Origin of the sequence: Roseburia sp. 831b (assembly GCF_001940165.2) — a bacterium.
GTDB lineage: Bacteria > Bacillota > Clostridia > Lachnospirales > Lachnospiraceae > Roseburia.
Window position 1 is genome coordinate 1122233 of sequence record NZ_CP135162.1, and the last position, 26010, is coordinate 1148242.

The 26010-nt window shown below is 41.5% G+C and carries 21 protein-coding genes; 20 read left to right on the plus strand and 1 reads right to left on the minus strand.

Features of this window, described 5'->3' with window-relative positions; translation table 11 throughout:
* The first annotated feature begins 103 nt into the window (after positions 1-103).
* The 6 genes from BIV16_RS05165 to BIV16_RS05190 all read left to right on the plus strand — a co-directional run bounded on the left by BIV16_RS05165 (position 104) and on the right by BIV16_RS05190 (position 8295).
* Complete coding sequence (locus BIV16_RS05165) at positions 104-772, plus strand: ClpP family protease (protein WP_075679028.1); 669 nt, start codon at positions 104-106, stop codon at positions 770-772.
* 95 nt (positions 773-867) lie between these two features.
* The gene (locus tag BIV16_RS05170) at positions 868-1746 is read left to right on the plus strand and encodes an undecaprenyl-diphosphate phosphatase (protein WP_075679026.1); all 879 of its coding nucleotides are present in this window, start codon (positions 868-870) and stop codon (positions 1744-1746) included.
* 19 nt (positions 1747-1765) lie between these two features.
* Positions 1766-4480 carry an FtsK/SpoIIIE family DNA translocase gene (locus tag BIV16_RS05175; protein WP_075679024.1) on the plus strand — a complete coding sequence of 905 codons (2715 nt, stop codon included), beginning with the start codon at positions 1766-1768 and terminating at the stop codon, positions 4478-4480.
* Between the two features lie 105 nt (positions 4481-4585).
* Positions 4586-6256 carry a formate--tetrahydrofolate ligase gene (locus tag BIV16_RS05180; RefSeq protein ID WP_334309950.1) on the plus strand — a complete coding sequence of 557 codons (1671 nt, stop codon included), beginning with the start codon at positions 4586-4588 and terminating at the stop codon, positions 6254-6256.
* A 22-nt stretch (positions 6257-6278) separates the two neighbouring features.
* On the plus strand, positions 6279-7130 hold the full coding sequence (gene folD, locus BIV16_RS05185) for a bifunctional methylenetetrahydrofolate dehydrogenase/methenyltetrahydrofolate cyclohydrolase FolD (protein ID WP_075678937.1): 852 nt from the start codon (positions 6279-6281) through the stop codon (positions 7128-7130).
* Positions 7131-7176: 46 nt separating this feature from the next.
* Positions 7177-8295, plus strand: a complete 1119-nt coding sequence (locus BIV16_RS05190) for a chitobiase/beta-hexosaminidase C-terminal domain-containing protein (RefSeq protein ID WP_075678935.1) — start codon at positions 7177-7179, stop codon at positions 8293-8295.
* A 98-nt stretch (positions 8296-8393) separates the two neighbouring features.
* Here BIV16_RS05190 and BIV16_RS05195 read toward each other — a convergent pair whose 3' ends face one another.
* Positions 8394-8969, minus strand: coding sequence for a xanthine phosphoribosyltransferase (locus BIV16_RS05195; RefSeq protein ID WP_075678933.1), 576 nt, complete (start codon positions 8967-8969; stop codon positions 8394-8396).
* A 206-nt stretch (positions 8970-9175) separates the two neighbouring features.
* On the opposite strand from BIV16_RS05195, the gene rlmH reads away from it, so the two are divergent.
* From rlmH to mutS, 14 genes are all read left to right on the plus strand, one after another.
* Positions 9176-9655, plus strand: coding sequence for a 23S rRNA (pseudouridine(1915)-N(3))-methyltransferase RlmH (rlmH, locus tag BIV16_RS05200; RefSeq protein ID WP_075679020.1), 480 nt, complete (start codon positions 9176-9178; stop codon positions 9653-9655).
* Between the two features lie 128 nt (positions 9656-9783).
* Positions 9784-11523: a methyl-accepting chemotaxis protein gene (locus BIV16_RS05205; protein ID WP_075678931.1), complete on the plus strand. Its 1740-nt coding sequence runs from the start codon at positions 9784-9786 to the stop codon at positions 11521-11523.
* Between the two features lie 133 nt (positions 11524-11656).
* Positions 11657-12964 carry a pyrimidine-nucleoside phosphorylase gene (locus BIV16_RS05210; RefSeq protein ID WP_173664524.1) on the plus strand — a complete coding sequence of 436 codons (1308 nt, stop codon included), beginning with the start codon at positions 11657-11659 and terminating at the stop codon, positions 12962-12964.
* Positions 12965-12992: 28 nt separating this feature from the next.
* Positions 12993-13274, plus strand: coding sequence for a YabP/YqfC family sporulation protein (locus tag BIV16_RS05215; protein ID WP_075678929.1), 282 nt, complete (start codon positions 12993-12995; stop codon positions 13272-13274).
* 3 nt (positions 13275-13277) lie between these two features.
* Complete coding sequence (gene yqfD / locus BIV16_RS05220) at positions 13278-14522, plus strand: sporulation protein YqfD (RefSeq protein ID WP_075678927.1); 1245 nt, start codon at positions 13278-13280, stop codon at positions 14520-14522.
* Positions 14509-15501, plus strand: coding sequence for a PhoH family protein (locus BIV16_RS05225; RefSeq protein ID WP_075678925.1), 993 nt, complete (start codon positions 14509-14511; stop codon positions 15499-15501). Before yqfD ends, BIV16_RS05225 begins: the two co-directional genes overlap by 14 nt.
* The gene (locus tag BIV16_RS05230; RefSeq protein ID WP_075678923.1) at positions 15498-16676 is read left to right on the plus strand and encodes a hypothetical protein; all 1179 of its coding nucleotides are present in this window, start codon (positions 15498-15500) and stop codon (positions 16674-16676) included. The genes BIV16_RS05225 and BIV16_RS05230 overlap by 4 nt, the downstream gene beginning before the upstream one ends.
* A complete protein-coding gene (gene ybeY, locus BIV16_RS05235) occupies positions 16673-17170 on the plus strand; it encodes an rRNA maturation RNase YbeY (protein WP_075678921.1) in 498 nt (165 codons plus the stop codon). The genes BIV16_RS05230 and ybeY overlap by 4 nt, the downstream gene beginning before the upstream one ends.
* A gap of 17 nt (positions 17171-17187) precedes the next feature.
* Complete coding sequence (locus BIV16_RS05240; protein ID WP_075678920.1) at positions 17188-18291, plus strand: DUF3048 domain-containing protein; 1104 nt, start codon at positions 17188-17190, stop codon at positions 18289-18291.
* A gap of 22 nt (positions 18292-18313) precedes the next feature.
* Entirely contained in the window at positions 18314-19975 is a 1662-nt protein-coding gene (locus BIV16_RS05245) for a putative polysaccharide biosynthesis protein (RefSeq protein ID WP_075678918.1), read from the plus strand.
* Between the two features lie 47 nt (positions 19976-20022).
* Positions 20023-20394: a hypothetical protein gene (locus tag BIV16_RS05250; RefSeq protein WP_075678916.1), complete on the plus strand. Its 372-nt coding sequence runs from the start codon at positions 20023-20025 to the stop codon at positions 20392-20394.
* Positions 20395-20473: 79 nt separating this feature from the next.
* Positions 20474-21754, plus strand: a complete 1281-nt coding sequence (locus tag BIV16_RS05255; RefSeq protein WP_242940299.1) for an NAD(P)/FAD-dependent oxidoreductase — start codon at positions 20474-20476, stop codon at positions 21752-21754.
* Positions 21755-21762: 8 nt separating this feature from the next.
* Positions 21763-23358, plus strand: a complete 1596-nt coding sequence (locus tag BIV16_RS05260; protein WP_075678914.1) for an NAD(P)/FAD-dependent oxidoreductase — start codon at positions 21763-21765, stop codon at positions 23356-23358.
* Positions 23359-23361: 3 nt separating this feature from the next.
* On the plus strand, positions 23362-26010 hold the full coding sequence (mutS, locus tag BIV16_RS05265; protein ID WP_083624998.1) for a DNA mismatch repair protein MutS: 2649 nt from the start codon (positions 23362-23364) through the stop codon (positions 26008-26010).

Genomic DNA, 26010 nt, shown 5'->3' on the forward strand with positions numbered 1-26010 from the left:
TCTGTCCCATACTAAGAAACAGGATACCTGCGGGAATCCTGTTTCTTAGTTTTTGCGCAAAAATATATTGGCGCATGATTGTATCGGATAGAAAGGGGAAAAGATGTCAGAGGATACCAAACAAAAAAACGAACAGTTGAAAGAATTCGGTCAGATGGAGCTAAATGAGAATCGTGAGCAGCATAAGATTTCCATGATTTGCATCATTGGGGAAATTGAAGGGCATGACTGCCTTCCGTCAACGACAAAGACAACCAAGTATGAGCATGTTTTGCCAAAACTTGCAGAAATTGAGGATTCGAATGAAATCGATGGCTTGCTGCTTCTTTTAAATACAGTAGGAGGAGATGTTGAGAGCGGTCTTGCGATTGCAGAGATGGTTGCATCCATCAGCAAGCCAACCGTTTCCCTTGTATTAGGAGGAAGTCATTCCATCGGCGTGCCACTTGCGGTTTCCACCGATTATTCGTTTATCGTGCCAACCGGAACCATGGTGATTCATCCGGTCAGAATGAGCGGCACTGTGATTGGGGCAAAACAGACCTATGATTATTTCAAACAGATGCAGGATCGGATTTTAGGGTTTATCTCCTCACACTGTGGAGCAAAGGAAGAACGCATCGAACAGCTGATGATGAATACTACCATGTTGTCAAAAGATTTGGGAAGTATTCTGGTAGGAAAACAGGCGGTGGAAGAGCATCTTATTGATGAGGTCGGCGGAATTGACAAAGCATTCCTGAAACTGCACGAAATCATCAAAAACCAATAATGACATTTCGAGGCAAATATGATAAAATAAATTCATATGTGTAGTTGAATAGAACGTATGTGCGAATAAAAACACATCAGACAAAGGAGGAAAAAATGTCATTATTGCAGGCAATTTTTATGGGTATCATCCAGGGATTGACAGAATTTTTGCCAGTCAGCAGTTCGGGACATCTGGCTCTTTTTAAGAATCTGTTTGGAGTTAAGACAGAAACAGGATTGTTATTTGACGTGTTGTTACATTTAGGAACCTTGATAGCAATCTTTGTAGTCTATTATAAAGATCTTTTCCGCATGATTGTAGAAGGATGCGGAATTCTATATGATGCAGCGCTAAATGTTGGTACATTTTTTAAAAACAGGCTGCATCATGAGGAGCTTCCTTATCGAAGAGTGATTCACAACAGTTATCGCAAATTTGTGATGCTTGTGATTGTTTCCACGATTCCGACCGGAATTATTGGAATTGTCGGATCTGATTTGGTGGAGATGTCCGAACAGATTCTGATTGTTCCGGGAATCTGTCTGATTATCACCGGAGTGTTATTGTTGATTGCACAACATCACCCGGATGGAAAAAAGACACCCAAGACCGTTACATATTCGAATGCATTTGGAATTGGAATTGCACAGGGAATCGCAACCATGCCGGGTCTCTCAAGGTCTGGAACCACAATTGCAGCATGCATGATGAGCGGATTCAGCCGTAATTTTGCGGTGAAATATTCTTTTATCATGTCCATACCTGCAATTCTTGGCGCGGTTGTAAAGGAATTGATTGGTGCGTCCGGTATCGCAGTATCCCATACAGAGATGCTTTATTATCTCATCGGAACCGTGATTGCCGGAGTCGTTGGATATATTTGTATGAAAACAATGCTGGTTGTCGTAAGAAAGAAAAAATTTACGGGATTTTCCATCTATTGTTTTATCATCGGTGCGTTTTCCATCGGCGGATATTTTTATTTAAATTAGTTTTTGGAGGTAGTAGTAATTGGCAGCAACGGGAAGTCGCAAGAGTTCTTCTGGAAAGAAAAAATCAACCAGAGCAAAATCAAATACCAGTCGAAAAGGTACAAGAGGAAAAAATAAGACACCGGAGGTATCTTTTGAGCGGGAGGTTATTCTGTGGATTGTGGTGGCAATTTCACTTCTTCTTTTCATCAGTAACTTTGGATTTGGTGGAAAAATCGGAAATGCATTCAGCCGGTTTTTCTTTGGTATCTTTGGTTTAATTGCATATATTTTTCCAATTGTTTTATTAGTTGGAACATTTTTTGCAGTTTCAAACAAAGGAAATCGTCTTGCAACAGTAAAAATCATAGCAACAGTGTTATTTGTGTCCTTTTTATGCATGTTTATTGAACTTGTGTTAAATGGCTCAGACGTTGTGTCGGCGATAGAAGCGTATCGATACAGCTTTGAAAATAAAAATGGCGGTGGTCTCATTGGTGGATTCCTTGCCAAAATATTATGCCCAAATTTTGGACTCATTGGTTCGTATGTAATTGATGTGATTGTGCTTATTATTTCACTGGTGCTTATCACGGAAAAGTCAGCACTTCTTGGAATGAAACGGGGCGGACAAAAAGTTTATCAGTCAGCAAAAGAGAGTAACGAGCGCCATCGCGAGATTCAGGAGTTAAGACGCGAGGAGCGAAAACGCCGCAGAATGGATCAAAAAGTAGCCGGCGTCGCTGCTGATACAAGAATTCTTTCCAAGGAAGAACTTTTATCAAAAGAGGCATTGCCATCGGATGAATTAAATGAAATCAATCCGGAAATGATGGAAGATTTGCCGGAAATAAAAGAGGAAAGTCATGTGACTTTAACATCTGTGAACGATTCGGATGAGCATGAGCCTTCTTATGGGGGACAGTCCTTCTATCAGGAACCGGAATTTTCTATGGAACCGAAGGTTACTATGGAACCGGAGGTTACTATGGAGCCAAAGGTTACTATGGAACCAAAGGCTACTATGGAACCAACCGGCTTTGAGGCAGCCACAGCTTATGAGGAGGAACCTCCTTATGAAGAAACCCCGGCTTTTGAAACGGCGCTATCCTATGATACAGTACCTCTGCACGAGGAAGAACCTGTTCAGGAAGCTCCCCCTGTCTTTGAAAATAATCTTGATAAGGAGCCAAAGGCAGAATATGACGAGGATTCCCTATACGGTGAAGATGTACCGCTTGATGATACCGCCTGCGCACCTGCGCCAGAGCCAAAACAGGAATATGTATATCCTCCGGTTTCGCTTTTGACCAAAGGCAATCAGACAATGTCGTTAGATTCCAAGCGTCATTTACAGGAAACTGCCGCAAAACTGCAGACAACCCTTAAGAACTTTGGCGTGAATGTCACGATTACCAATGTAAGCTGTGGTCCTGCGGTAACACGTTATGAATTGCAGCCTGAGATGGGCGTTAAGGTCAGCAAAATTGTCAATCTTGCCGATGACATCAAGCTAAATCTTGCCGCTGCAGACATTCGAATTGAAGCACCGATTCCGGGAAAAGCCGCAGTCGGAATTGAAGTTCCAAACAAAGAAAATGTTACGGTAATGTTCCGGGATCTAGTGGAATCTGAAGAATTTGAAAAGCATCCATCCAAACTGGCGTTCTGTGTCGGAAAAGACATCGGTGGAAAAGTTACCGTTGCAGATATTGCCAAAATGCCACATTTATTAATTGCTGGTGCGACCGGTTCTGGTAAATCGGTTTGTATCAATACCATTATCATGAGTATCTTGTACAAAGCGGATCCGAAAGAGGTAAAGCTAATCATGATAGATCCAAAAGTAGTAGAATTGAGCGTCTACAACGGAATTCCACACCTGATGATTCCGGTTGTAACAGACCCGAAGAAAGCTGCTGGAGCATTGCATTGGGCAGTGGCAGAGATGACAGAGCGTTATCAGAAATTTGCGGATTACAATGTGCGTGATTTAAAAGGATACAATGCAAAAGTTGATGCGATAAAAGATATTGATGATCCGAACAAACCGGAGAAAATGCCACAGATTGTCATTATTGTGGACGAGTTAGCAGATCTTATGATGGTGGCACCAGGGGATGTGGAAGAAGCGATTTGCCGTCTGGCACAGCTTGCAAGAGCAGCCGGAATCCACTTGATTATCGCAACCCAAAGACCGTCTGTTAATGTTATCACCGGTCTGATTAAGGCAAATATGCCAAGCCGTATTGCGTTTGCTGTGACATCCGGTATTGATTCTCGCACCATTTTGGATATGAACGGTGCAGAAAAATTGCTTGGAAAAGGAGATATGCTGTTTAATCCGCAAGGCGTCCCGAAACCGCTTCGTGTCCAGGGAGCACTGGTAACCGATAAAGAGGTTTCCGATGTTGTGGAATTCTTAAAAGAACACAACGGTCATGCAGCATATAATCCGTCGATTGAAGAAAAAATGAAGTCCGTCGAGAACACAACCACAAGCATCGGAGGAGATTCCGGTGCAGACGATGGAAGGGATGCTTACTTTGCGGACGCTGCAAAGCTTCTAATCGAAAAAGAAAAAGGTTCCATTGGAATGCTCCAGCGTTATTTTAAGGTTGGATTCAATCGTGCCGCAAGAATTATGGATCAGTTAGAGGAGGCCGGAATTGTCGGACCGGAAGAGGGAACAAAGCCAAGAAAAGTACTCATGTCGCCAGAACAATTTCAAGAATTTGTTGACGAATATCTATAAACGTGGTACATACTAAGGGTAGTCTTTTATAAGCTTATCACATACAAGATATTGATTGATAAGCTATACTAATAAAGAGGAGAAATGAAAGGAACGGTAGTTAGTATGAAAAGTGATATCGAAATCGCACAGGAAGCAGTCATGAAACCAATCACAGAGGTAGCAAAAGCGTTAGAGATTCCAGAGGATGATTTAGAGCTTTATGGCAAATATAAAGCAAAACTTTCCGATGAATTGATGAATCGTGTGAAAGACAATCCAGATGGAAAATTAATTCTTGTTACAGCAATCAATCCAACTCCTGCAGGAGAAGGAAAAACAACTACAAGTGTAGGTTTGGGAGAAGCGTTTGGACGTCTTGGAAAAAAGGCTGTCATTGCACTTCGTGAGCCATCACTTGGACCATGTTTTGGAATCAAAGGTGGAGCTGCAGGCGGCGGTTATGCCCAGGTTGTTCCAATGGAGGACTTAAATCTTCATTTTACCGGAGATTTTCATGCCATTACCTCCGCAAACAATTTGCTGGCAGCTTTGTTAGACAACCATATCCAGCAGGGCAATGTTTTGGGAATTGATCCAAGACAGATTGTATGGAAACGTTGTATGGATATGAACGACCGTGTCCTTCGAAATATTGTGGTTGGATTAGGAAGCAAGATGGACGGAATGGTCAGAGAAGATCATTTTGTAATCACAGTTGCATCTGAAATCATGGCGGTTCTTTGCCTTGCAGATGACATGCATGACTTAAAGAGACGCCTTGGCAGAATTATTGTTGCTTATACCTTTGACGGAAAACCTGTGACAGCAGACGATTTACAGGCAACCGGAGCGATGGCAGCACTTTTAAAAGATGCGTTAAAACCAAATCTGATTCAGACCTTAGAGCACACACCTGCCATTGTACACGGCGGACCATTTGCAAACATTGCACACGGATGTAACAGTGTCCGTGCCACAAAGACAGCATTAAAATTAGCAGATTATGTGATTACAGAGGCTGGTTTTGGTGCAGACTTAGGAGCAGAGAAGTTCTTCGATATCAAGTGCAGAAAAGCAGGTTTAAAACCAGATGCAGTTGTTTTAGTTGCAACTGTGCGTGCTTTGAAATATAATGGTGGAGTGGCAAAAGAAGATCTTGCAACAGAAAATATGGAAGCTTTAAAGAAAGGTATCGTAAATTTAGAGAAACATATCGAAAACCTTCAGAAATATGGCGTACCGGTTGTTGTAACCTTAAATTCTTTTGTGACAGATACCAAAGCAGAAACCGATTACATTGAGAACTTCTGTAAAGAGCGTGACTGCGAGTTCGCCTTATCCGAAGTATGGGAAAAAGGCGGCGAAGGCGGTATCGCACTTGCAAATAAAGTATTAGAAACAATTGAGACAAAGAAGAGCAGCTTCAAAGTCTTATACGAAGATGATTTATCGTTAGAAGAAAAGATTGAAAAAGTTGCAACAGAAATTTATGGAGCAGATGGTGTGACATACTCATCGGCAGCAAAGAAAGAACTGAAACGTATCACAGACTTAGGACTTAGCAAATTCCCGGTCTGCATGGCAAAGACACAGTACTCCTTATCCGATGACGCCAAAAAATTAGGCCGTCCAACCGGATTTAAAATAAATGTCAGAGAGGTTTACGTTTCAGCCGGAGCTGGATTTGTAGTTGCCGTTACAGGAGCCATCATGACAATGCCTGGCCTTTCCAAACAGCCAGCTGCATATGGCATCGATGTAAATGATGACGGAGTCATCACCGGATTGTTCTAAAACAGAAAGGTATGGGAAATACATGACACAGATAATCGACGGAAAAAGAATATCACTTGAAATCAAGGATGAATTAAAAGAAAAAGTTGCAAGGTTAAAAGAAGAGGGAAAGGAATGTTGTCTGGCCGTTATTCAGGTTGGAAATGATCCTGCTTCCAGTGTTTACGTGCGAAACAAGAAAAAAGCATGTGAGTACATTGGAATCCGCTCCCTTTCCTATGAATTGCCAGAAGAGACAACCGAGGAAGAACTGTTAGCATTAATCCAGAAATTAAATCAGGATGCTTCTGTACATGGAATCTTAGTGCAGCTTCCGGTACCAAAACACATCGTAGAAGATCATATCATCAAAGCGATTGACCCAAGAAAAGATGTGGACGGTTTTCATCCGATGAACGTTGGTGCGCTCACAATTGGAGAGCGTGGTTTTGTGTCATGTACACCTGCCGGAATTATCCAGTTATTAAAACGTTCTGACATAGACATCGAAGGCAAAAACTGTGTTGTTATCGGAAGAAGCAATATTGTCGGAAAACCAATGGCACTTCTGATGCTTCGTGAGAATGCGACAGTAACCATCGCACATTCCAGAACAAAGAATTTAAAAGAGCTTTGTAAGACTGCGGATATTTTAATTGTCGCAATCGGAAAGCCAAAATTTATTACAGCAGAATACGTAAAAGAAGGTGCCGTTGTCATTGATGTCGGAATTCACCGCAATGCAGAAAACAAATTGTGTGGTGATGTCGATTATGAGGATGTCGCACCACATACAGCAGCGATCACACCGGTTCCTGGTGGAGTTGGTCCGATGACCATTGCCATGTTAATGCATAACTGTGTGGAGGCAATGGAAGCAGTTACGTTATCTTAGATTTTCACAGAAACTACATACGAAGGAAAGATAGAAAGGATTCTCTATGAAGTGTGCAAAATGTGGAGCTGAATTAAAAGTCGGCTGTATCTATTGTTCGGTCTGTGGACAGGAAGCTCAGATTGTCCCGGATTACAGTATTTTAGAAGATGATTATTTAAGAGCGTTGTTAGAAGAGGAAAATAAGCCAAAGGAAGAGAAAAAGCCTTTGCCAAAACAACCGGTGAAAAAGAAGAAGAAAAAATGGCCATGGATTCTGTTACTTGTTGTCATTATCGTCTTAACGATAGGGGCTATTGTCGGACTTAAGATGTACCGCAATTATATGAATGAAAATTCGTATGATTATCAAATGAAAATGGCAGAATCAGAGCTTACCGACCGCAATTATGAAAATGCGCTTGGCTATTACAAGAATGCGTTAAAACTTTCACCAAATGATGTAAAAGTACGAATTGCCATGGCAAAAATTTACATGGAACAGCGCGATTACGATTCTGCTATGGTATTGTTGATGGATGTCATCCAGTTGGATGATGATAATGTAGATGCTTACAAGCTCTTGATTGAAATCTACGAAAAGAAAAATGACTATGATAGTATCATTGCATTAAAAGAAGATGTGAAAGATGAAAAGATACTTGCTTTATTCCAGGATTATACGGTAGAACAACCGGAATTTTCCGAAGAGGAGGGCGAGTATGACGAATTTATCACCGTAGAACTTACCTCACCGGATGACGATACGATTTATTATACCTTAGACGGTTCGGATCCAATCGAAAAAGGGAAAAAATACGAAAAACCGATTGAGTTTGAAGAAGCCGGAACTTATGAACTGCGTGCGGTATGCTGTAATGACAAGGACATTTACAGTGACGTGGCAGAGGCAACGTATGTGATTAAACCAAAACAGCCGGATACACCGGTTGTCACACCGGACGGCGGTGATTTTTCCCAGGAGACTCTCATCACCATTGAAGTGCCGGAGGGATGCAGCGCATACTACACATTCGACAACACCAAACCGACAACCGAATCGACCAGATATGAAGGACCGTTTGCAGCTCCTGCCGGAAAAAATATTCTTCGTGTGATTGTTGTGGATGAGACAACAGGACTTGTAAGCGATGAGTACAGCAGACAGTTTACCTATCGTCCTTAGATAAAAACAGAACTTTTCGTATTGTTACAACAAAAAAGCTATCGCCGCAGGATTATCTAAAATTCTTGCAGCGATAGCTTTTCTTTAACATATGTATTTTATTCTTCCTCAAACACGATGGAGTCTTTTTTCATCTGTTTGATTCTTGCAAGGGCATAAACTTCAATTCCCTGTGCATTTAACTTTTCACGTCCCGGCTGGAAGGATTTCTCAATTAAAACGCCGATACCGGCAACTGTGGCGTGGGCTTTTCGAAGAAGACGGATTGCTCCGGTTGCAGCCTCACCGTTTGCGAGGAAGTCATCGACAATCAAAACATGGTCATTTTCTGAAATATACTTCTGGGAAAGTGTCAGCTCATAGCTGGTTCCCTTGGTAAAAGAAGTGACAATGGTCTGGAATAAATGGTCATTTAAAACCTTGGACGGCTGTTTCTTTAAGATAATAAGCGGTACGCCAAGAGAGTTTGCTACCATTAAGGCAGGTGCAATGCCAGAACTTTCGATTGTAACTACTTTTGTAATTCCACGACCCTTAAAATGGTCTGCAATGTCGGCACCAATCTGCTGCATAAAAGCCGGATCAATCTGATGATTGATAAATCCATCGACTCTTAAAATGTCCTCATCTACCGCAATCCCCTCATTTAAAATTTTCTCTTCGAGTAATTTCATAAAATCCTCCATTCCGGTGTGTGAAATTTTTCACAATTACACCTCGTATGTTATATTTAACAGAAAATCTGTTATAGACGACAAAAATTTTGTGCGTAAATCCACTCTTTTCTTCAATTATAGGAGATTTTCTAGACGGATGCAACCGCAATATGCTATACTGTGCAAGGTTATTTTTGGAAAAGAAATCGAAAGGTCAGTCAAATATGAAGATTACGATATTATGCGTTGGTAAAATAAAAGAGAAATTTTTTACGATGGCAATCGAGGAATATGCAAAGCGCTTAAGCCGTTACTGCAAATTAGAAATCATTGAGGTTGCCGATGAAAAAACGGACGAAAACGCCTCAGAGGCAGAAGAGAAAATGGTAAAGCAAAAAGAAGGCGAGCGTCTTTTGAAACAAATCAAAGACGGTGCTTATGTAATTGCGCTTGCCATCAATGGGAAACAGTTAGACTCGGTTGAATTGTCACAAAAAATCGAAAAATGTGGTGTGATGGGATGCAGTCACATTACGTTTGTCATTGGAGGTTCCTTAGGACTTGATGAGCGCATTCTAAATCGGGCAGATTATAAGCTTAGTTTTTCTAATATGACATTTCCACACCAGCTGATGCGGGTGATTTTACTCGAACAGATTTACCGTAGTTACCGGATTATGAATGGAGAACCCTACCATAAATAAAAGTATAAAGTCATAAAAAAATACGAAAAAAAGTAAGGTTTTGACATTTTCTGACGATATATAATAGTGCAAATTGTCAAATTTTTATGCTATAATAAAAAAAACATCACAAACATGGAGGTAAAAGGATGAAAAAAAACAAATCATCGGTTCTGTTAAAACTTGTTGTGCCGGTTGCAATTCTTGGTCTGATTGCGATTCTGGTTGCAGTTGAGAGTATCTATTCAATGGAATCGATTCAAAAGAAAAGTACGCGCATATCCCAGGAAGGAATTCGTGCGACAATTTGTCTGGATGAGATTAATTTAAGAGTTGCCAATACACAGAAGCTGGCATTGTCCCTTTGTGCAGAGCCAACCCAGGATAATTATGAATATGTTGCAAAAGAATTGACATCATATAAAGAAGATGTGGAAACCTATGAAGAAGAACTTCTTGGCATGACAGATTATTTTTCAAAAGAGGACATTGATTTGCTAAATGATACCTTTGAATACATCAAAGGAGGACAGGATACTGCAAGCCAGTTAATGGAGCTTGCCTTAACCGGCGACTCTCAAAAAGCGGTTTCACAGGCAAACATAGCTATGAAAGACTGGCAGACTACCATTGTTGCCAATATGGATACGTTAATCACAAATAATGATAGTTATGTCAAGGCCAATGTCAAAGACCAGAAAGCACTATACAACCGTAATTTAACAATTTCAGGCGTGCTGGTAGCTATTTCTTTGATTGCCTTTGCAGCAGTTATTCTTGTTATTGTTAAAACAGTTGTAAAGCCATTAAAGGCACAGACAGAAGAATTGTCCGCTCTGATTGATGAGATTGAATCCGGTCAGGGTGACTTGACAAGAAGAGTTACAGTTAAATCAAATGATGAGATTGGACAGTCCGCCCAGGGTATCAACCATTTTATCGAGACACTTCAGAAAATTATGTCCAATATCATTTCCAATTCCAACACCTTAGACGGCATTGTTGGAAACGTTGCCGGAAGTGTTTCTGCTTCTAATGACAGTGCAAATGACATTTCAGCCATCATGGAGGAACTTTCTGCTACCATGGAAGAAGTATCTGCCACCACAAGCAGTGTAAGTGCAAATACTTCCTCTGCAGAGACAAAAGTCCAGAATATGGCAGATGAGACCAAAGTCATTTCCAAGTATGCACAGGAAATGAAAGTACGTGCTACTGAATTAGAGCACACTGCAACGGAAAACAAGAGCAACACAACCAATATTATCGGTAAGATTACAACCGAGATGAACGAAGCGTTAGAGAATTCCAAGAGCGTAGAAAAAGTTGCCCAGTTGACAGAGGATATCTTAAGCATTTCCAGCCAGACAAACCTTCTTGCATTGAATGCTTCCATCGAAGCTGCCCGTGCCGGTGAAGCTGGTAAAGGTTTTGCGGTTGTTGCAGATGAAATCAGACAGCTTGCAGATTCCTCCCGTGAGACAGCAAACAACATCCAGTCCATCAACGAACAGGTTATCGAGGCGGTACATGGTCTTGTTGCTTCCTCTGAGAAGATTATCCAGTACATCAATCAGAATATCCTGCCAGACTATGAAGCATTCGTACAAGGCGGTAAACAGTACAGTGATGATGCAAATCACATTGATGAGACAATGGCTGAGTACTCCAAAGAGGCTCAGGAGATTCTTGCAACGATGACTGAGATTACAGACGCAATCGAAGGAATTAACCATGCAGTGGAAGAGTCTGCAAACGGTGTTACAGATGCAGCTACCAATGTAGATTCCTTAGTACAGTCTATTTCCACCGTAAACAACCAGATGGAAGAAAACAGCGAAGTTGCAAAGAACTTAAAAGAAGAGTCCGCAGCATTCGTAAATGTATAATGGATACAAATAAACTATTGGTTTTCACGTGAATGATAAGAAAGACAGGTAAGAAGACGTATGTTTTCATACCTGTCTTTTTATGATATAATGAGTGAAGCGAATGTGATAGCATATAAGGGAGGAACTTACAATGAGAATGTACGATTTAATCGAGAAGAAAAAACAGGGGTTAGAACTTAGTACAGATGAAATTCGTTTTATGATAGATGGTTTTACCGACGGCAGCATTCCAGATTATCAGATGTCTGCGATGACAATGGCAATCTGCTTCCAGGGGATGAGTAAGCGGGAGACCGTCGATTTGACACTTGCAATGCGTGACAGCGGTGATGTGTTAGACTTATCTGCAATTGAAGGAATTAAGGTAGATAAGCACAGCACCGGTGGTGTGGGGGATAAAACATCCCTGGCGCTGACTCCGATTATTGCAGCTCTTGGCGTTCCGGTTGCAAAGATGTCCGGGCGTGGACTTGGCCATACGGGTGGAACAATTGATAAATTAGAGTGTTTCCCTGGATTTACAACTGAGATTTCAGAGGAGACTTTTTGTAAGAATGTAAACAATATTAAGATTGCGATTGCAGGACAGACCGCAAATCTTGCTCCGGCGGACAAGAAGTTATACGCGCTTCGCGATGTGACGGATACCGTAGATCAGATGTCACTGATTGCAAGTTCTATCATGAGCAAGAAATTAGCTTCCGGAAGCGATGCAATTGTCCTTGATGTAAAGACCGGAAACGGTGCCTTCATGAAGAATCTGGAAGATTCCCGCGCACTTGCCAAAGCGATGGTTTCCATTGGAACAATGGCCGGCAAAAAGACCGCAGCAGTGATTACCGACATGGACCAGCCACTCGGCTATGCAGTTGGAAATTCCCTTGAAGTCATCGAAGCAATTGAAACTTTAAAAGGGGGCGGACCAGAAGATTTTAAAGAGGTTGTATTTGCACTTGGCTCTTTGATGCTGGAGTTTGCGGGACGCGCCAAAAATCAGGAGGAAGCAAGAGGCTTGATGCAACAGGTGATTGACGATGGTTCGGCCTTACAGAAATTAGCAGAATTTGTTTCGGCACAGGGTGGAGATGCCTCTTATGTGTTTGATACAGACCGGTTCCCGAAAGCAAAGAAAGTGACGGAAGTAAAAGCAGTAAAAGAGGGCTTTGTACACCGCATCTTAGCCGAAGAGATTGGAATTGCATGTATGACACTCGGTGGTGGACGTGAGACAAAAGACAGTGTCATTGACTTGTCGGTTGGCATTATTTTGAAAAAGAAAAATGGGGACGCCGTCAAAAAAGGAGATGTCCTTGCACTCGTTTACAGCAACGATGACCAAAAGTTAGAACCGGCAATGGATAAGATTTTACATGCCTATGAGATTGAAGATGAGAAACCGGAAGTAGGTTCTGTGATAAAAGAATTCATTTTCGAATAATGACAGGTTCTTTTTCATATAGTGAAGTATGAAAAAGAAGAAAACGAATCAGTTTCGGGAAAATATCGTAGAACAATTAGAATTACCAAAAGATTTGATGCTAGGCGCTGTTCTTTTGTCTGTCACAGGCCAGAAAGAAGTATTAATTGAAAACTATAAGGGCATCTTAGAATATGAGGACAATATGATCTGCATTCAGACCAAAGACTGCCGCATCAAAATTTTTGGCATGCATTTAATGGTTGCATATTATACCAACGAAGAGATGAAGATTACCGGATTTATCGAAACGATTCAGTATGAGGCATGACGCATGTTCTTATCTTTGCTGAAATATCTTTTTGGTTATTTAGAAGTTTCCTTAACGGGATATGCCCCCGAACGTTTCTTAAATCTTTGCAGCAACCACAATATTTTGATTTGGAATCTGGCTCCAACCCAGGATGGATACCATTTTTATATCAGTATTGCAGGATTCAAAAAGCTTCATCCCATTCTTAGGAAAACAAAGACAAAGGTGCGAATCCAAAAACGTGTCGGAATTCCGTTCTTTTTGTTCCGTTATCGGAAAAGAAAACTTTTTGTAGTTGGAATTATTGTCTTTGCGGGTCTAATTTACTGGCTTTCCGGTTTTGTCTGGAAGATTGAGGTAAATGGTAATTCCTATCTTTCGGAGAATACGATTCTTGATTTTTTGCAGGAACAGGATTGCACATTTGGCTGCAGGAAAAGCCATATAAACTGCGAGGCATTGGAAGCAGAGCTGCGAAGCCAGTATGAGGATGTCATCTGGGCCTCCGTTCAGATTTATGGAACCAAGATGACCGTATCCATTCAGGAGAATCTTCTTCCAAAGGAAAGCTATGAGGAGGACGAAACCGAAGTGCGCGACATTGTTGCCACAAAAGACGGTCTTATCACCTCTATGGTGACAAGAACAGGAACGCCTCTTGTTTCCCCCGGAGTAGAAGTTGCAAAAGGAGATGTCCTGGTAAGTGGAAGAATCGAACTTTTTCAGGACGACGGAAGTCTTTTAGACTATGAGTACAGCGCGGCGGATGCCGATATCTATGCAGATGTCTGGTACGAATATACGGAACAGATTCCGCTTTCCTATGAGAAAAAGATTCCTACCGGTGAGAAAAAGACTTCTTACGGGCTTCGAATCGGTTCCATTCAAATTGAAAATCCCTTTTTTTATACCGGTTTTAAACAGGAAAATTTGATTTGCGATTCGAAGCAGCTTGCATTGTCGAGAAACTTTTATCTTCCGGTGTATTTTGAAAAAACGCTACACGAAGAAATCCGTGTAACAAAGGAAACATATACCAAAGAGGAGGCAAAAGAGCTTGCCAAAAGGCATTTTCAGTCGTATCTTTCAAATTTGGAAGAAAAAGGGGTTCAAATAATAGAAAAAAATGTTATTATAGAAAAGGAACGCAATTCCTACGCGGTAAAAGGAAGCATAAAGGCAAATGAATCCATTACAGAATATGCTCCTACCGAAATACTAGAAATTACGAGAGAAGAAAGGCAGCAAAGCGATGAGTCTGACTGAATTATCACTGAATATTCCTTCTGAGCACATGGCGAATGTGTTTGGACAGTTTGATTGTTATATTAAGAAAATTGAACGTACTTTGAATGTTACGGTTGTGGTACGCGAAGACCAGTTAAAAATCATTGGAAATGAGACACAGATTAAGAGTGCTTCCAGTGTCTTTTTACAATTGGTTGAATTGTCCAAAAGAGGCAATGTCATAACCGAACAAAATGTGAATTACGCTTTGTCACTTCTGGCAGAGCAAAAAGAATCTGCCATTGTCGAAATCGACAAAGAATGTATTTGTCATACGATAAATGGAAAGCCGGTAAAGCCCAAAACACTTGGACAGAAGGCTTATGTCGATGCAATCCGCAATAAAATGATTGTGTTCGGTACAGGTCCTGCCGGTACCGGAAAAACATACCTTGCAATGGCGATGGCAATCACAGCCTTTAAAAATGAGGAGGTCAACCGTATCATTTTGACAAGACCTGCCATTGAGGCCGGAGAAAAGCTTGGTTTCCTGCCGGGGGATTTACAGAGCAAGATTGACCCGTATCTACGTCCGTTATATGATGCTCTGTATCAGATTATGGGAGCAGAGAGTTTCCAGAAGAATATGGAAAAGGGACTGATTGAGGTTGCGCCTCTTGCCTATATGCGAGGACGTACGTTAGACAATGCGTTTATTATCTTAGATGAAGCACAGAATACGACACCGGCACAGATGAAAATGTTTTTAACACGTATCGGATTTGGTTCAAAAGCCGTGATTACCGGTGATGCAACCCAAAAGGACCTTGCGCCGGGAACAAAATCCGGACTTGATATTGCCCTAAAAGTCCTTCGCAAAGTGGATGATATTGGTTTTTGTGAACTGACCTCAAACGATGTCATCCGTCATCCTCTTGTGCAAAAGATTGTAAAAGCATACGAAGATTATGAGGCAAGCACAAACAAACGAAAGAAGCAGGAGAGACGGAAAGCATGACAGAACGTATTGTGCCAAAGCGCTTGCTAAATGTGGTACTGATGTTTGTGCTGACTATTGCATTTACATTTGTAGTTTGCAAGTCAAAGGGATTTCTGATTGACCAGATGGGATGCATCCTGTTTTTGAATCTGGTGTTTTTTATGCTTTTTTACTTTTCACTGGAAAACAGCCGCATGCATGGCCTGATTGGTGAAAATCCCGCAACATCTTACCGGAATCTGACAATTTCATATGGCATATCCTGCGTGATTGCGCTGTTATGTATGCTGTTCCCTGCCTTTGCAAAACCGGTTCTTTTCATCTCCTTATTGATGTCGATGTTTGGAACACAGGCACTTGCCCTTACGGTAGGAATCTATTTTAGCTGCATCCTATCTCTTGTCACAAATGCGACGATTCACGAACTGATCTGTGAGTGTCTGCTGTGTATGTGCGGATGTCTGCTTTCGTCCACTGTAAAACGCAAAGTATATCGCGTCTGGGTTAGTGTGATTGCAGCCTGCATCAGCATTGTGATACCGTGTGTTATTTTTTACCTTTATAATATGGAGCTGACCAGAACGATTTTAACGGGTGCTTTGATAAGTGCCTTGTTAAGTATCGGGTTTGTACAGCTTTTATACCGTATTCCTGCGATTCACGATGGGTCGGATGTGCCACGTTTGTTAGAAGAAATGATACAGGATGATTACCCGATGGTGCAGGAAATCAAGCAGTTTTCCCTTGCAGAGTACAATCATGCAATCCGTGTTTCAAATGTCTCTTACCGCTGTGCCCTTGTGATTGGCGCAGACGAAAAGTTAGCAGCGGCAGCCGGTTTTTATTACCGCCTTGGGAAGTTGGAAGGGGAACCGTTTGTAGAAAATGGAGTAAAACTTGCAAGAAACCACTTTTTCCCGGAATCCGTTGTAAAAATTTTAAGCGAATACGGAGGCGAGGCAGCCCTCCCATCCACAGTAGAATCTGCAATTGTACATATGGTGGATGCATTGGTTAAGAAATTAGAAGTCATGGACAAGCAGACCATGCAAAGCGAGTGGAACCAGGACATGCTGGTTTATCAGACGCTCAATGAACTTTCATCAAAAGGGATTTACGATAAATCTGGAATGAGTATGAATTTATTCTTAAAAATCAGAGAACATTTAGTAAAGGAGGAGGGCTTGTTATGAGTTTAACAATCGAAGAAGAGACAACCGTCGATTTTGACTTTCCCTATCAGGAACTGGCCAATCAGGTAATTGATTTTACGATAGAACATGAGAACTTTCCTTATGAGGCAGAAGTGAACTTAACACTTACCGACAATGAGGGAATCCACGAAATCAATCAGATGTACCGTGACATTGACAGACCTACCGATGTACTTTCCTTCCCAATGCTTTCTTACGAGACGGCAGGGGACTTTTCCGGGTTAGAGGACGCTTACGACGATAATTTCAACCCGGATACCGGAGAGATTATGTTAGGAGACATTATTATCTCTGTTCCGAAAGTCCATGAACAGGCAAAAGAATATGGGCACAGCGATAAGAGAGAGTACGCCTTTTTGATTGTACACAGTATGCTGCATTTGTTCGGCTATGACCATATGACGCTGGAAGAAGCTGCATTTATGGAACAAAAGCAGCGGGATATATTAGAAGAATTAAATATATTAAGATAACTAAAGGAGAAGACAAAATGAAAAAGAAAATTGTAATGTCACTTGTAGTTGCAGCCTCTTTAGGGCTCTTAGTAACTGGATGTGGAAAAAAGAAAACAGAAGAGCCAAAATCTTCCGAAAAAGAAGCGGTTGAGACACAGACTGAGACAGAAAAAGTGGCTGGACCAACTGACAGAAGTTATTTGACCGGAGAACAGATTGATGAATCCATCGCTTCCCAGCGCCCGATTGCAATCATGATTGAAAATACCAAAATGGCAATTCCACAGTATGGAATCAACCGCGCTGACGTTGTATACGAATCACCGGTAGAAGGCTCTTACACACGTCTGATGGGAATTTACCAGGATTATTCTGATTTTGACCGCCTTGGAAATGTCAGAAGCTGTCGTCCTTACTATGCATACTTTGCAATGGAATTTGATGCCATCTATGTACATTATGGAGAATGTATGTACGCTGCAGATATCTTAAACAGCGGCAAAGTCGATAATTTAGACGGTATTGAAGGAAAGGTAGACAGTCTTGTATTCTACCGTACTTCCGACAAGAAACAGCCACACAATGCGTATGTTACAACCGATGGTATCAAAGCAGGTATTGAGTATAAGGGATATGACACCACTTATAGTGATGATTATACCGGACATTACCAGTTCGCCGAGGATGATGCACCTGTTACCTTAGCAGATGGTGAAGATGCAGTCGTTGTAAAACCATATTATTTCTATAATCACCCATGGTTTGAATATAATGCGGAAGATGGTTTATACTATCGTTATCAGTTTGGTGACAAACAGGTGGATGCTTTGACAGACGAACAGACTGCTGTAAAAAATATTATTTATCAGGATTGCGACAGCAGCGTCATTGATGAAAAATATGGTTACCTGGATATCAATTTAACTTCCGGCGGAAAAGGAAAATACTTTACAAACGGTAAGATGATTGATATTACCTGGAGCAAAGAATCTGAGACAGCTCCAACAAGATATTTTGATGCAGCCGGAAATGAAATCACATTGAATCAGGGAAAAACCTGGGTGTGTATTATTCAGAACGACTATGCAGATAAATGCGAGACTTACAGCAGTATTGAGGATTTTGAAGCCGCAAAGTAAATAAGACATTTGAGGAATTACGATGAAGAAAAAAGAAGGAAGTAGTTCGAATTTTCTAGTACAAGGATCCATTCTGGCAATGGCATCCATTATAAGCCGTATCATAGGATTGGTATATCGTATCCCACTCACCAAGATTATTGGTGATGTGGGAAATGATTATTATGGATGCGCCTTTGAAATATACAATATTCTGCTGATTATTTCGTCTTACAGTCTGCCTTTGGCAGTATCGAAACTTGTATCCGCGGAACTTGCAAAAGGAAGACGCAACAACGTTTATCGGACGTTAAAATGTGCGTTTTTGTTTGCAACAATATCCGGTGTGATTGCAGGTTTCGTTCTGTTTTTTGGCGCAGAATTTATTACATCAAGAATTATGAAAACACCTTACAGTGTATTTGCTGTTAAGATTTTAGCACCAACCCTGCTTGTGGTTGCTATCTTAGGTGTCCTGCGTGGCTTTTTCCAAGGACTTGGAACCATGATGCCAAGTGCAATTTCCCAGATTTTGGAACAGGTTGCGAATGCCGTTGTGAGTGTATGGGCTGCCTATGTTCTCGTTTCCTATGGAAGCAAAGTAGGTGCGATTCTTGGAAATGAAACCGAATACCGGGCAGCTTATGGTGCTGCAGGCGGTACCCTTGGAACGAATGTTGGTGCTCTTGTTGCGCTGCTTTTTGTCCTCCTTGTGTTTCTCCTTTACCAAAAGGCATACAAACGTCAGATGAGGCGTGCCAGGAACCGCGATGTCAGTTCCTATCAGGAGACGTTTCGGATTTTAATCATAACGGTGATTCCAGTGCTGCTTAGCACAGCAATTTACAATTGTAGTTCTATTATCGATCAGGCTTTGTTTAAAAACATTGCCACTGCACAAGGATACTCTGCCGATGAGATTAGTATCTGGTGGGGAAAATACAGCGGAAAATACAAAACGTTAATCAATGTGCCAATTTCGATTGCGTCTGCACTTGCGGCGTCGTCTGTTCCAATGTTGACGGCAGCGTACACAAGCGGGAAAAGAGAACTGGTGAAAACGCAGATTTATACCGCGATTCGTTTTATTATGATAGTTGCATTTCCGTGTACCGTTGGAATGGCAGTGTTGGCGTCACCGATTTTACAGCTTCTGTTTCGTGATGATTCGATGCTTGCGGCAAGCATGTTATGGTCTGGAGCAGTCTCGATTCTGTTCTTTTCCGTATCGACCTTATCGAACGGCTTATTACAGGGAATCAATCGTATGAAAGAACCTGTAAAAAATGCAATTATTGCGTTAGTGCTTCATATTATTTTGCTCTGTGCAATGATGTACTGGCTGAAATGGAACATCTATGCGGTTATTTTTTCAAATGCAGCATTTGGTCTTTTCATGTGCATCTTAAACGACCACTCCGTAAAAAAATACAGCGGATATCGTTCTAAGATAAAGAAAACGATTTTGCTTCCGGCAGTTTCTTCACTCATTATGGGTGGAGCAGTATGGCTTGTTTATTTTCTGCTTCAAAAAGCATTTGCAAACAACACGGTTTCCACTTTGTCTGCAATCGTTGTGGGAATCATCGTCTATCTGGTTGTCATGCTCTTGTTACGGGGCATGGATGAGGAAGACTTAGAACGTCTGCCAAAGGGCGGGAAAATCATTGCACTTGCCAAAAAATTGCATCTGATTCGCCTTTAAATAGAATAAAATCCAAAAAAATGCAAATACTATCTGTGGTGATGTAAATGAAAAAAACAGTAGTGATTTGCATTTTTTGCGTTCTGATTCTAGGCGGCATTTTATTTGCCGGGTATCAAATCCAGAACGAAAAGGATGAAAAATTTTATCAAACAAAAGACGCCGTGCAAAACGAAGAAGCGAAAAAACAAGAAGAAAAAATGACCGAGAGCATGCAGATACAAGAACCATACCAGTATATTATGTTTGAACGGGATGGATACCTCGTCGTCTATGAAAAAGACGGAAAAACCGTTTATTTTGAGAGTCATATCCCTTATGATGTCCTCTCAAAAGAACAACAGGAAGAGGTTTGCTCCGGCAAGAAATTTTCTTCGATAGAAGCCGTATATGATTTTCTGGAAAACTATTCAAGCTAACGGAAAAAGGGCAATTCAACATTGAATGTTTTCTTTTGGTGTGCTAAAATTGACCATGGTATTTAAGGAGAATAGAAGATTGAACCAAAAGAAACAAAAAGATTATGACGTTTTAATCATTGGTGGAGGCGCTTCGGGTCTTGTCGCTGCAATCAGTGCTGCAAGATGTGGAGCAAAGACCGTGATTTTAGAACACATGGATCGTGTTGGAAAAAAGATTTTAGCGACCGGAAACGGTAAATGTAATTATACAAATAGTAAGCAGGGGATTGCAAAGTATCGTGGCGATGACCCTGCATTTGTACTGCCTGTTTTTGAGCAGTTTGGCTTTGAGGAGACCGTAACATTTTTTGAGGAGCTTGGTATTTCCCCGAAAATTAAGAATGGTTATTATTATCCGGCAAGCGAACAGGCTGCATCTGTGCTAGACGTTTTACGCATGGAATTATCCTATCAAAAGGTTGCGATTGAGACAGACTGTACGATAACTTCCATTTCCAAAAAGAAGGATGGATTCGAAGTTTCAACCAATCTTGGTTGTTTTTGCGCAAAAAAGATATTATTTTCGACCGGATTAAAGGCTTCTCCAAAATCAGGAAGTGACGGAAGCGCAATTCCATATATTGAAAAATTAGGACATCATTTTGCAGATATTGTGCCAGCACTCGTGCAATTGCAGGGAAAACAGCCATTTTTCAAGGCTCTTGCAGGAATTCGTGCAGAAATTCAGGCAAATTTATACATAGATGGCGCTTTTTCGACAAGTGAATCCGGGGAACTTCAATTAACGGATTTTGGTGTGTCCGGAATCCCTATTTTTCAGTTGAGCCGATTTGCATCCAAAGCATTAAAGCAGAAAAAAGAGGTCTACATACTTTTAGATTTTCAGCCAAGTCTTGGAAAGAAAGCCTTAAAACAACTGCTATCCGAGCGGATGCATTTGTTTGGGAAAAACAAGACGGCGGAGGAAAGTCTGATTGGTCTTTTTCACAAAAAATTAATTCCGGTTTTGTTAAAAGAAAGCCAGATTGCACTGCATGTTCCGGCAAAAGATGTGACAGAATCACAGCTTGATTTGCTTTCGAACACCATAAAAAAACTGCGTGTAGATGTAATTGGAACGAAATCGTTTGAGCAGGCACAGGTTTGCGCCGGCGGTGTCAAAACCGCAGAAATTGATTCAAAAACATTGGAATCGAAAGTGTTTCCCGGTGTTTACTTTGCAGGGGAAGTCATTGATATCGATGGAACCTGTGGCGGATATAACTTGCAGTGGGCATGGTCAAGCGGTTACGTTGCCGGAAAACATATGGCAGAAGCAGTGTCTGCAAATGAAAAAGCGGGCTTAGGAAAGGCATAGTTACAAATATGATACGAATCAACCAAATCAAATTGCCAATCGAACACGAAAAAAGTGCATTACCTGGCAAGATTGCAAAGGCTCTTAAAATTTCAAAAGAGCAGATAAAAGAGTATGAGATTGTAAAAAAATCGATTGATGCGCGAAAAAAGCCGGAACTATCTTTGGTTTACTCCGTCAATGTAAGCGTAGAGCACGAAGAGAAAGTTCTAAAGCATCTTCACGACCGGAATATTACCCCTATCATTCCAAAAGAATATCATATTCTCAAAATTAATTATGAGACAAGTGAACCGGTAAGACCCGTTATCATTGGTGCCGGTCCTGCGGGACTGTTCTGTGCCTATGCGCTTGTGTTAGCTGGTTTAAAACCGCTTGTTCTTGAGCGTGGGAAAAAGGTAGAAGATCGTACAACGGATGTCTTAAAGTTCTGGGAGACGGGTGTTTTAGACCCATCTTCGAATGTACAGTTTGGGGAGGGCGGTGCCGGAACTTTTTCGGATGGAAAATTAAATACACTGGTCAAAGATCCCATTGGGCGCAATCGTTTTGTATTAGAGACATTTGTAAAATTCGGTGCGCCGGAAAAGATTTTGTATGAGAATAAGCCACACATTGGAACGGATATTTTATCTGTTGTGATTGCAAATATGCGAAATTTCATGACAGAGCATGGAGCGATGTTTCGCTTTGAAACCTGTGTGACGGATTTTCGTTTTGAACAAGGATGCCTGTGTGCCCTGGAGCTAAACCACGCCGAATGGATTGATGCAACTACATGCGTACTTGCAATCGGTCACAGTGCCAGAGACACATTTAAAGTATTGTATAAACACCAGTTTGAGATGGAGGCAAAATCATTTGCCGTTGGATTCCGTGTGGAACATCCGCAGGAGATGATGAACAAGACCCAGTATGGCGATTTGTACTGGGATAAGCTTCCAGCAGCGCCTTATAAGGTGACCGCAAACTTAGAGAATGGCAGAGGTGTTTATTCCTTTTGTATGTGTCCGGGTGGATATGTCGTCAATGCCTCCTCGATGGAAGGACATCTTGCGGTAAATGGCATGAGTTACTCTGACCGAAACAGTAAGAATGCAAACAGTGCAATTATCGTATCGGTGACACCAGACGATTTCCCGGGAGTTGGACCTCTTAGCGGGGTTGCCTTCCAGATGGAATTAGAAAAGAAAGCCCACGAGCTTTGCAATGGAAAAATTCCACAGCAGTTGTTTGGCGATTACTGCAAAAACCAGGCATCCACTTCTTATGGGACATTTTCTTCCATGACAAAGGGAGCGCGCGCCTTTTGCAATTTAAGAGGATTGCTTTCGGATGAGATGGAAGCATCCTTTATCGAGGGGATGCACCATTTTTCAAAAGCAATCAAAGATTTTGACAGAGAAGATGCGATTCTTAGCGGCATAGAAAGCAGAACTTCCTCACCGGTAAGAATTACAAGAGATGCAAATTTTATGGCAAATTACAAAGGTGTCTATCCTTGCGGAGAGGGCGCCGGTTACGCAGGCGGTATCACATCCGCTGCGATGGACGGATTAAAAGTAGCAGAAGCAATTAGAAAGAACGAACAGGAAAGGCAATAGAAAATGGCAGAATATACACCGATGATGCAGCATTATCTGCAGACAAAGGAAGAATATAAGGATTGTATCCTATTTTACCGCTTGGGCGATTTTTACGAAATGTTTTTTGAGGATGCCATTACCGTATCGAAAGAATTAGAGCTTACGTTAACCGGAAAAAGCTGTGGAATGGAAGAACGTGCACCGATGTGCGGGGTTCCGTTCCACGCCGTAGAAGGTTATTTGAATAAACTGGTGCAAAAAGGTTACAAGGTTGCCATCTGTGAGCAGGTCGAAGACCCTAAACTTGCAAAAGGAATGGTAAAAAGAGAAGTGGTGCGTATTGTGACACCTGGAACCAACCTGGATATGCAGGCACTCGATGAATCCAAAAACAATTACATCATGTGCATCACTTATATTGCAGATAAATACGGAATTTCCATCGCAGATGTTTCGACCGGAGATTATTACGTGACCGAAGTGGATTCCGAGCGGAAATTAATCGATGAAATCAATAAATTTTCTCCGTCTGAGATTGTCTGCAACGAAGCTTTTTACATGAGTGGTGTAGACATCGACGATATGAAAAACCGTCTTGGAATCACCATTTATTCTCTCGAATCCTGGTATTTCAGTGACGAGTTAGCAGAGACTACCTTAAAAGAACATTTTAAAGTCAATAGCTTAGAGGGTCTTGGACTTCATGACTACGAATGTGGTTTGATTGCGGCCGGAGCTTTGCTAAAATACCTCTATGAGACTCAGAAGAGAAGCCTAGACCATATCTCTGCGATTCATCCCTATTCAACCGGAAAATATATGATTATCGACAGTTCTACCAGACGAAATCTAGAACTGGTAGAGACACTTCGTGAAAAACAAAAACGTGGTTCCCTGCTTTGGGTTTTGGATAAGACCAAGACTGCAATGGGGGCAAGAATGCTTCGCTCCTATGTCGAACAGCCTTTGATTGATATCGACGAAATCAAAAAACGTCAGGATGCAATTGAAGAAATCAATCAGAATATGATTAACCGTGAGGAACTTCGCGAATACTTAAATCCAATCTATGACTTAGAGCGTCTGATTACTAGAGTGACTTATCAGACGGCAAATCCAAGAGATTTGATTGCATTCAAAAATTCCATCGGTATGATTCCACCAATCAAAACCTTGCTTGGCGATTTTAAGGGAGAATTGCTTCAGGAGATTCAAGCTGATATGGATTCCCTGGAGGACATCTATACCCTGATAGATGCCTCGATTCAGGAAGAACCTCCGATTACCATCCGTGAGGGCGGCATTTTAAAAGAAAATTACAGCGAAGAGATTGACCGTTTCCGAAATGCCAAGACCGAGGGTAAGACCTGGCTTGCAGAGCTAGAGCAAAAGGAGCGGGAGAAAACCGGAATCAAGAACTTAAAAATCAAATATAACAAAGTTTTTGGCTACTACTTAGAGGTTACCAATTCCTACAAAGAACTTGTACCGGATTACTTTACCAGAAAGCAGACGCTTGCTAACGCAGAGCGCTATATCACGCCGGAGTTAAAAGAATTAGAGGATATGATTCTTGGTGCGGAGGATAAATTAGTGTCCTTAGAATATGACCTGTTTTGTGAAATCCGTAACAAAGTCGCCGCAGAGGTGGTCCGTATCCAAAAGACCGCAAAAGCAATTGCAAATCTAGACGTCTTTGTCTCCCTTGCACTTGTGGCAGACCAGAACAATTACTGCCGGCCAAAGATGAGTGAAAACGGTGTCATTGACATCAAAAACGGACGCCACCCGGTCGTGGAAAAAATGATTACCAATGATATGTTTATCGATAACGATACTTATCTTGACAATGGCAACAATCGGATTGCCATCATCACAGGGCCGAACATGGCAGGAAAGTCCACTTACATGAGACAGACTGCTCTGATTGTCCTGATGGCTCAGATTGGAAGCTTTGTGCCTGCAGCCTCCGCAAAAATCGGAATTGTTGACCGCATCTTTACCCGTGTCGGTGCATCCGATGACCTTGCAAGCGGTCAGAGTACCTTCATGGTCGAAATGACAGAGGTTGCCAATATTCTTCGAAATGCAACCAGCAATTCGCTTTTGATTTTAGATGAAATCGGACGCGGAACAAGCACATTCGACGGACTCAGCATTGCGTGGGCAGTGGTCGAGCATATCAGCAATCCAAAGCTGTTAGGCGCCAAAACACTTTTTGCAACACATTATCATGAGCTGACCGAGCTAGAAGGCAAACTGAACAATGTACATAATTATTGCATCGCAGTAAAAGAAAAAGGCGATGATATTGTTTTCCTTCGTAAGATTGTAAAAGGCGGTGCAGATAAGAGTTATGGTATCCAGGTTGCCAAGCTTGCCGGCGTGCCGGAATCTGTTTTAAACCGTGCCAAAGAGATTGTCGATGAATTAAGTGCAAACGATATCACAGAGATTGCCAAAAATATTACGGTCGACAACGGCCACACACCGAAAAAGAAAAAAGAGCGGCTCGATGAAGTAGATTTGACCCAGATGTCCCTTTTTGACACGGTAAGAGACGATGACATCATCAAGGAATTAGAAGAAATCAATCTTGGAAATTTAACACCAATCGAAGCGTTAAATAAGCTCTATGAGCTTCAGAACAAACTAAAAAACCGTTGGTAA

Excerpts from the sequence above, each read along its gene's own strand:
- BIV16_RS05165 (WP_075679028.1), top strand. The coding sequence starts at position 104 with ATGTCAGAGGATACCAAACAAAAAAACGAACAGTTGAAAGAATTCGGT.
- BIV16_RS05170 (WP_075679026.1), top strand. The coding sequence starts at position 868 with ATGTCATTATTGCAGGCAATTTTTATGGGTATCATCCAGGGATTGACA.
- BIV16_RS05180 (WP_334309950.1), top strand. The coding sequence starts at position 4,586 with ATGAAAAGTGATATCGAAATCGCACAGGAAGCAGTCATGAAACCAATC.
- folD (WP_075678937.1), top strand. The coding sequence starts at position 6,279 with ATGACACAGATAATCGACGGAAAAAGAATATCACTTGAAATCAAGGAT.
- BIV16_RS05190 (WP_075678935.1), top strand. The coding sequence starts at position 7,177 with ATGAAGTGTGCAAAATGTGGAGCTGAATTAAAAGTCGGCTGTATCTAT.
- BIV16_RS05195 (WP_075678933.1), bottom strand. The coding sequence starts at position 8,969 with ATGAAATTACTCGAAGAGAAAATTTTAAATGAGGGGATTGCGGTAGAT.
- rlmH (WP_075679020.1), top strand. The coding sequence starts at position 9,176 with ATGAAGATTACGATATTATGCGTTGGTAAAATAAAAGAGAAATTTTTT.
- BIV16_RS05205 (WP_075678931.1), top strand. The coding sequence starts at position 9,784 with ATGAAAAAAAACAAATCATCGGTTCTGTTAAAACTTGTTGTGCCGGTT.
- BIV16_RS05210 (WP_173664524.1), top strand. The coding sequence starts at position 11,657 with ATGAGAATGTACGATTTAATCGAGAAGAAAAAACAGGGGTTAGAACTT.
- BIV16_RS05215 (WP_075678929.1), top strand. The coding sequence starts at position 12,993 with ATGAAAAAGAAGAAAACGAATCAGTTTCGGGAAAATATCGTAGAACAA.
- yqfD (WP_075678927.1), top strand. The coding sequence starts at position 13,278 with ATGTTCTTATCTTTGCTGAAATATCTTTTTGGTTATTTAGAAGTTTCC.
- BIV16_RS05225 (WP_075678925.1), top strand. The coding sequence starts at position 14,509 with ATGAGTCTGACTGAATTATCACTGAATATTCCTTCTGAGCACATGGCG.
- BIV16_RS05230 (WP_075678923.1), top strand. The coding sequence starts at position 15,498 with ATGACAGAACGTATTGTGCCAAAGCGCTTGCTAAATGTGGTACTGATG.
- ybeY (WP_075678921.1), top strand. The coding sequence starts at position 16,673 with ATGAGTTTAACAATCGAAGAAGAGACAACCGTCGATTTTGACTTTCCC.
- BIV16_RS05240 (WP_075678920.1), top strand. The coding sequence starts at position 17,188 with ATGAAAAAGAAAATTGTAATGTCACTTGTAGTTGCAGCCTCTTTAGGG.
- BIV16_RS05245 (WP_075678918.1), top strand. The coding sequence starts at position 18,314 with ATGAAGAAAAAAGAAGGAAGTAGTTCGAATTTTCTAGTACAAGGATCC.
- BIV16_RS05250 (WP_075678916.1), top strand. The coding sequence starts at position 20,023 with ATGAAAAAAACAGTAGTGATTTGCATTTTTTGCGTTCTGATTCTAGGC.
- BIV16_RS05260 (WP_075678914.1), top strand. The coding sequence starts at position 21,763 with ATGATACGAATCAACCAAATCAAATTGCCAATCGAACACGAAAAAAGT.
- mutS (WP_083624998.1), top strand. The coding sequence starts at position 23,362 with ATGGCAGAATATACACCGATGATGCAGCATTATCTGCAGACAAAGGAA.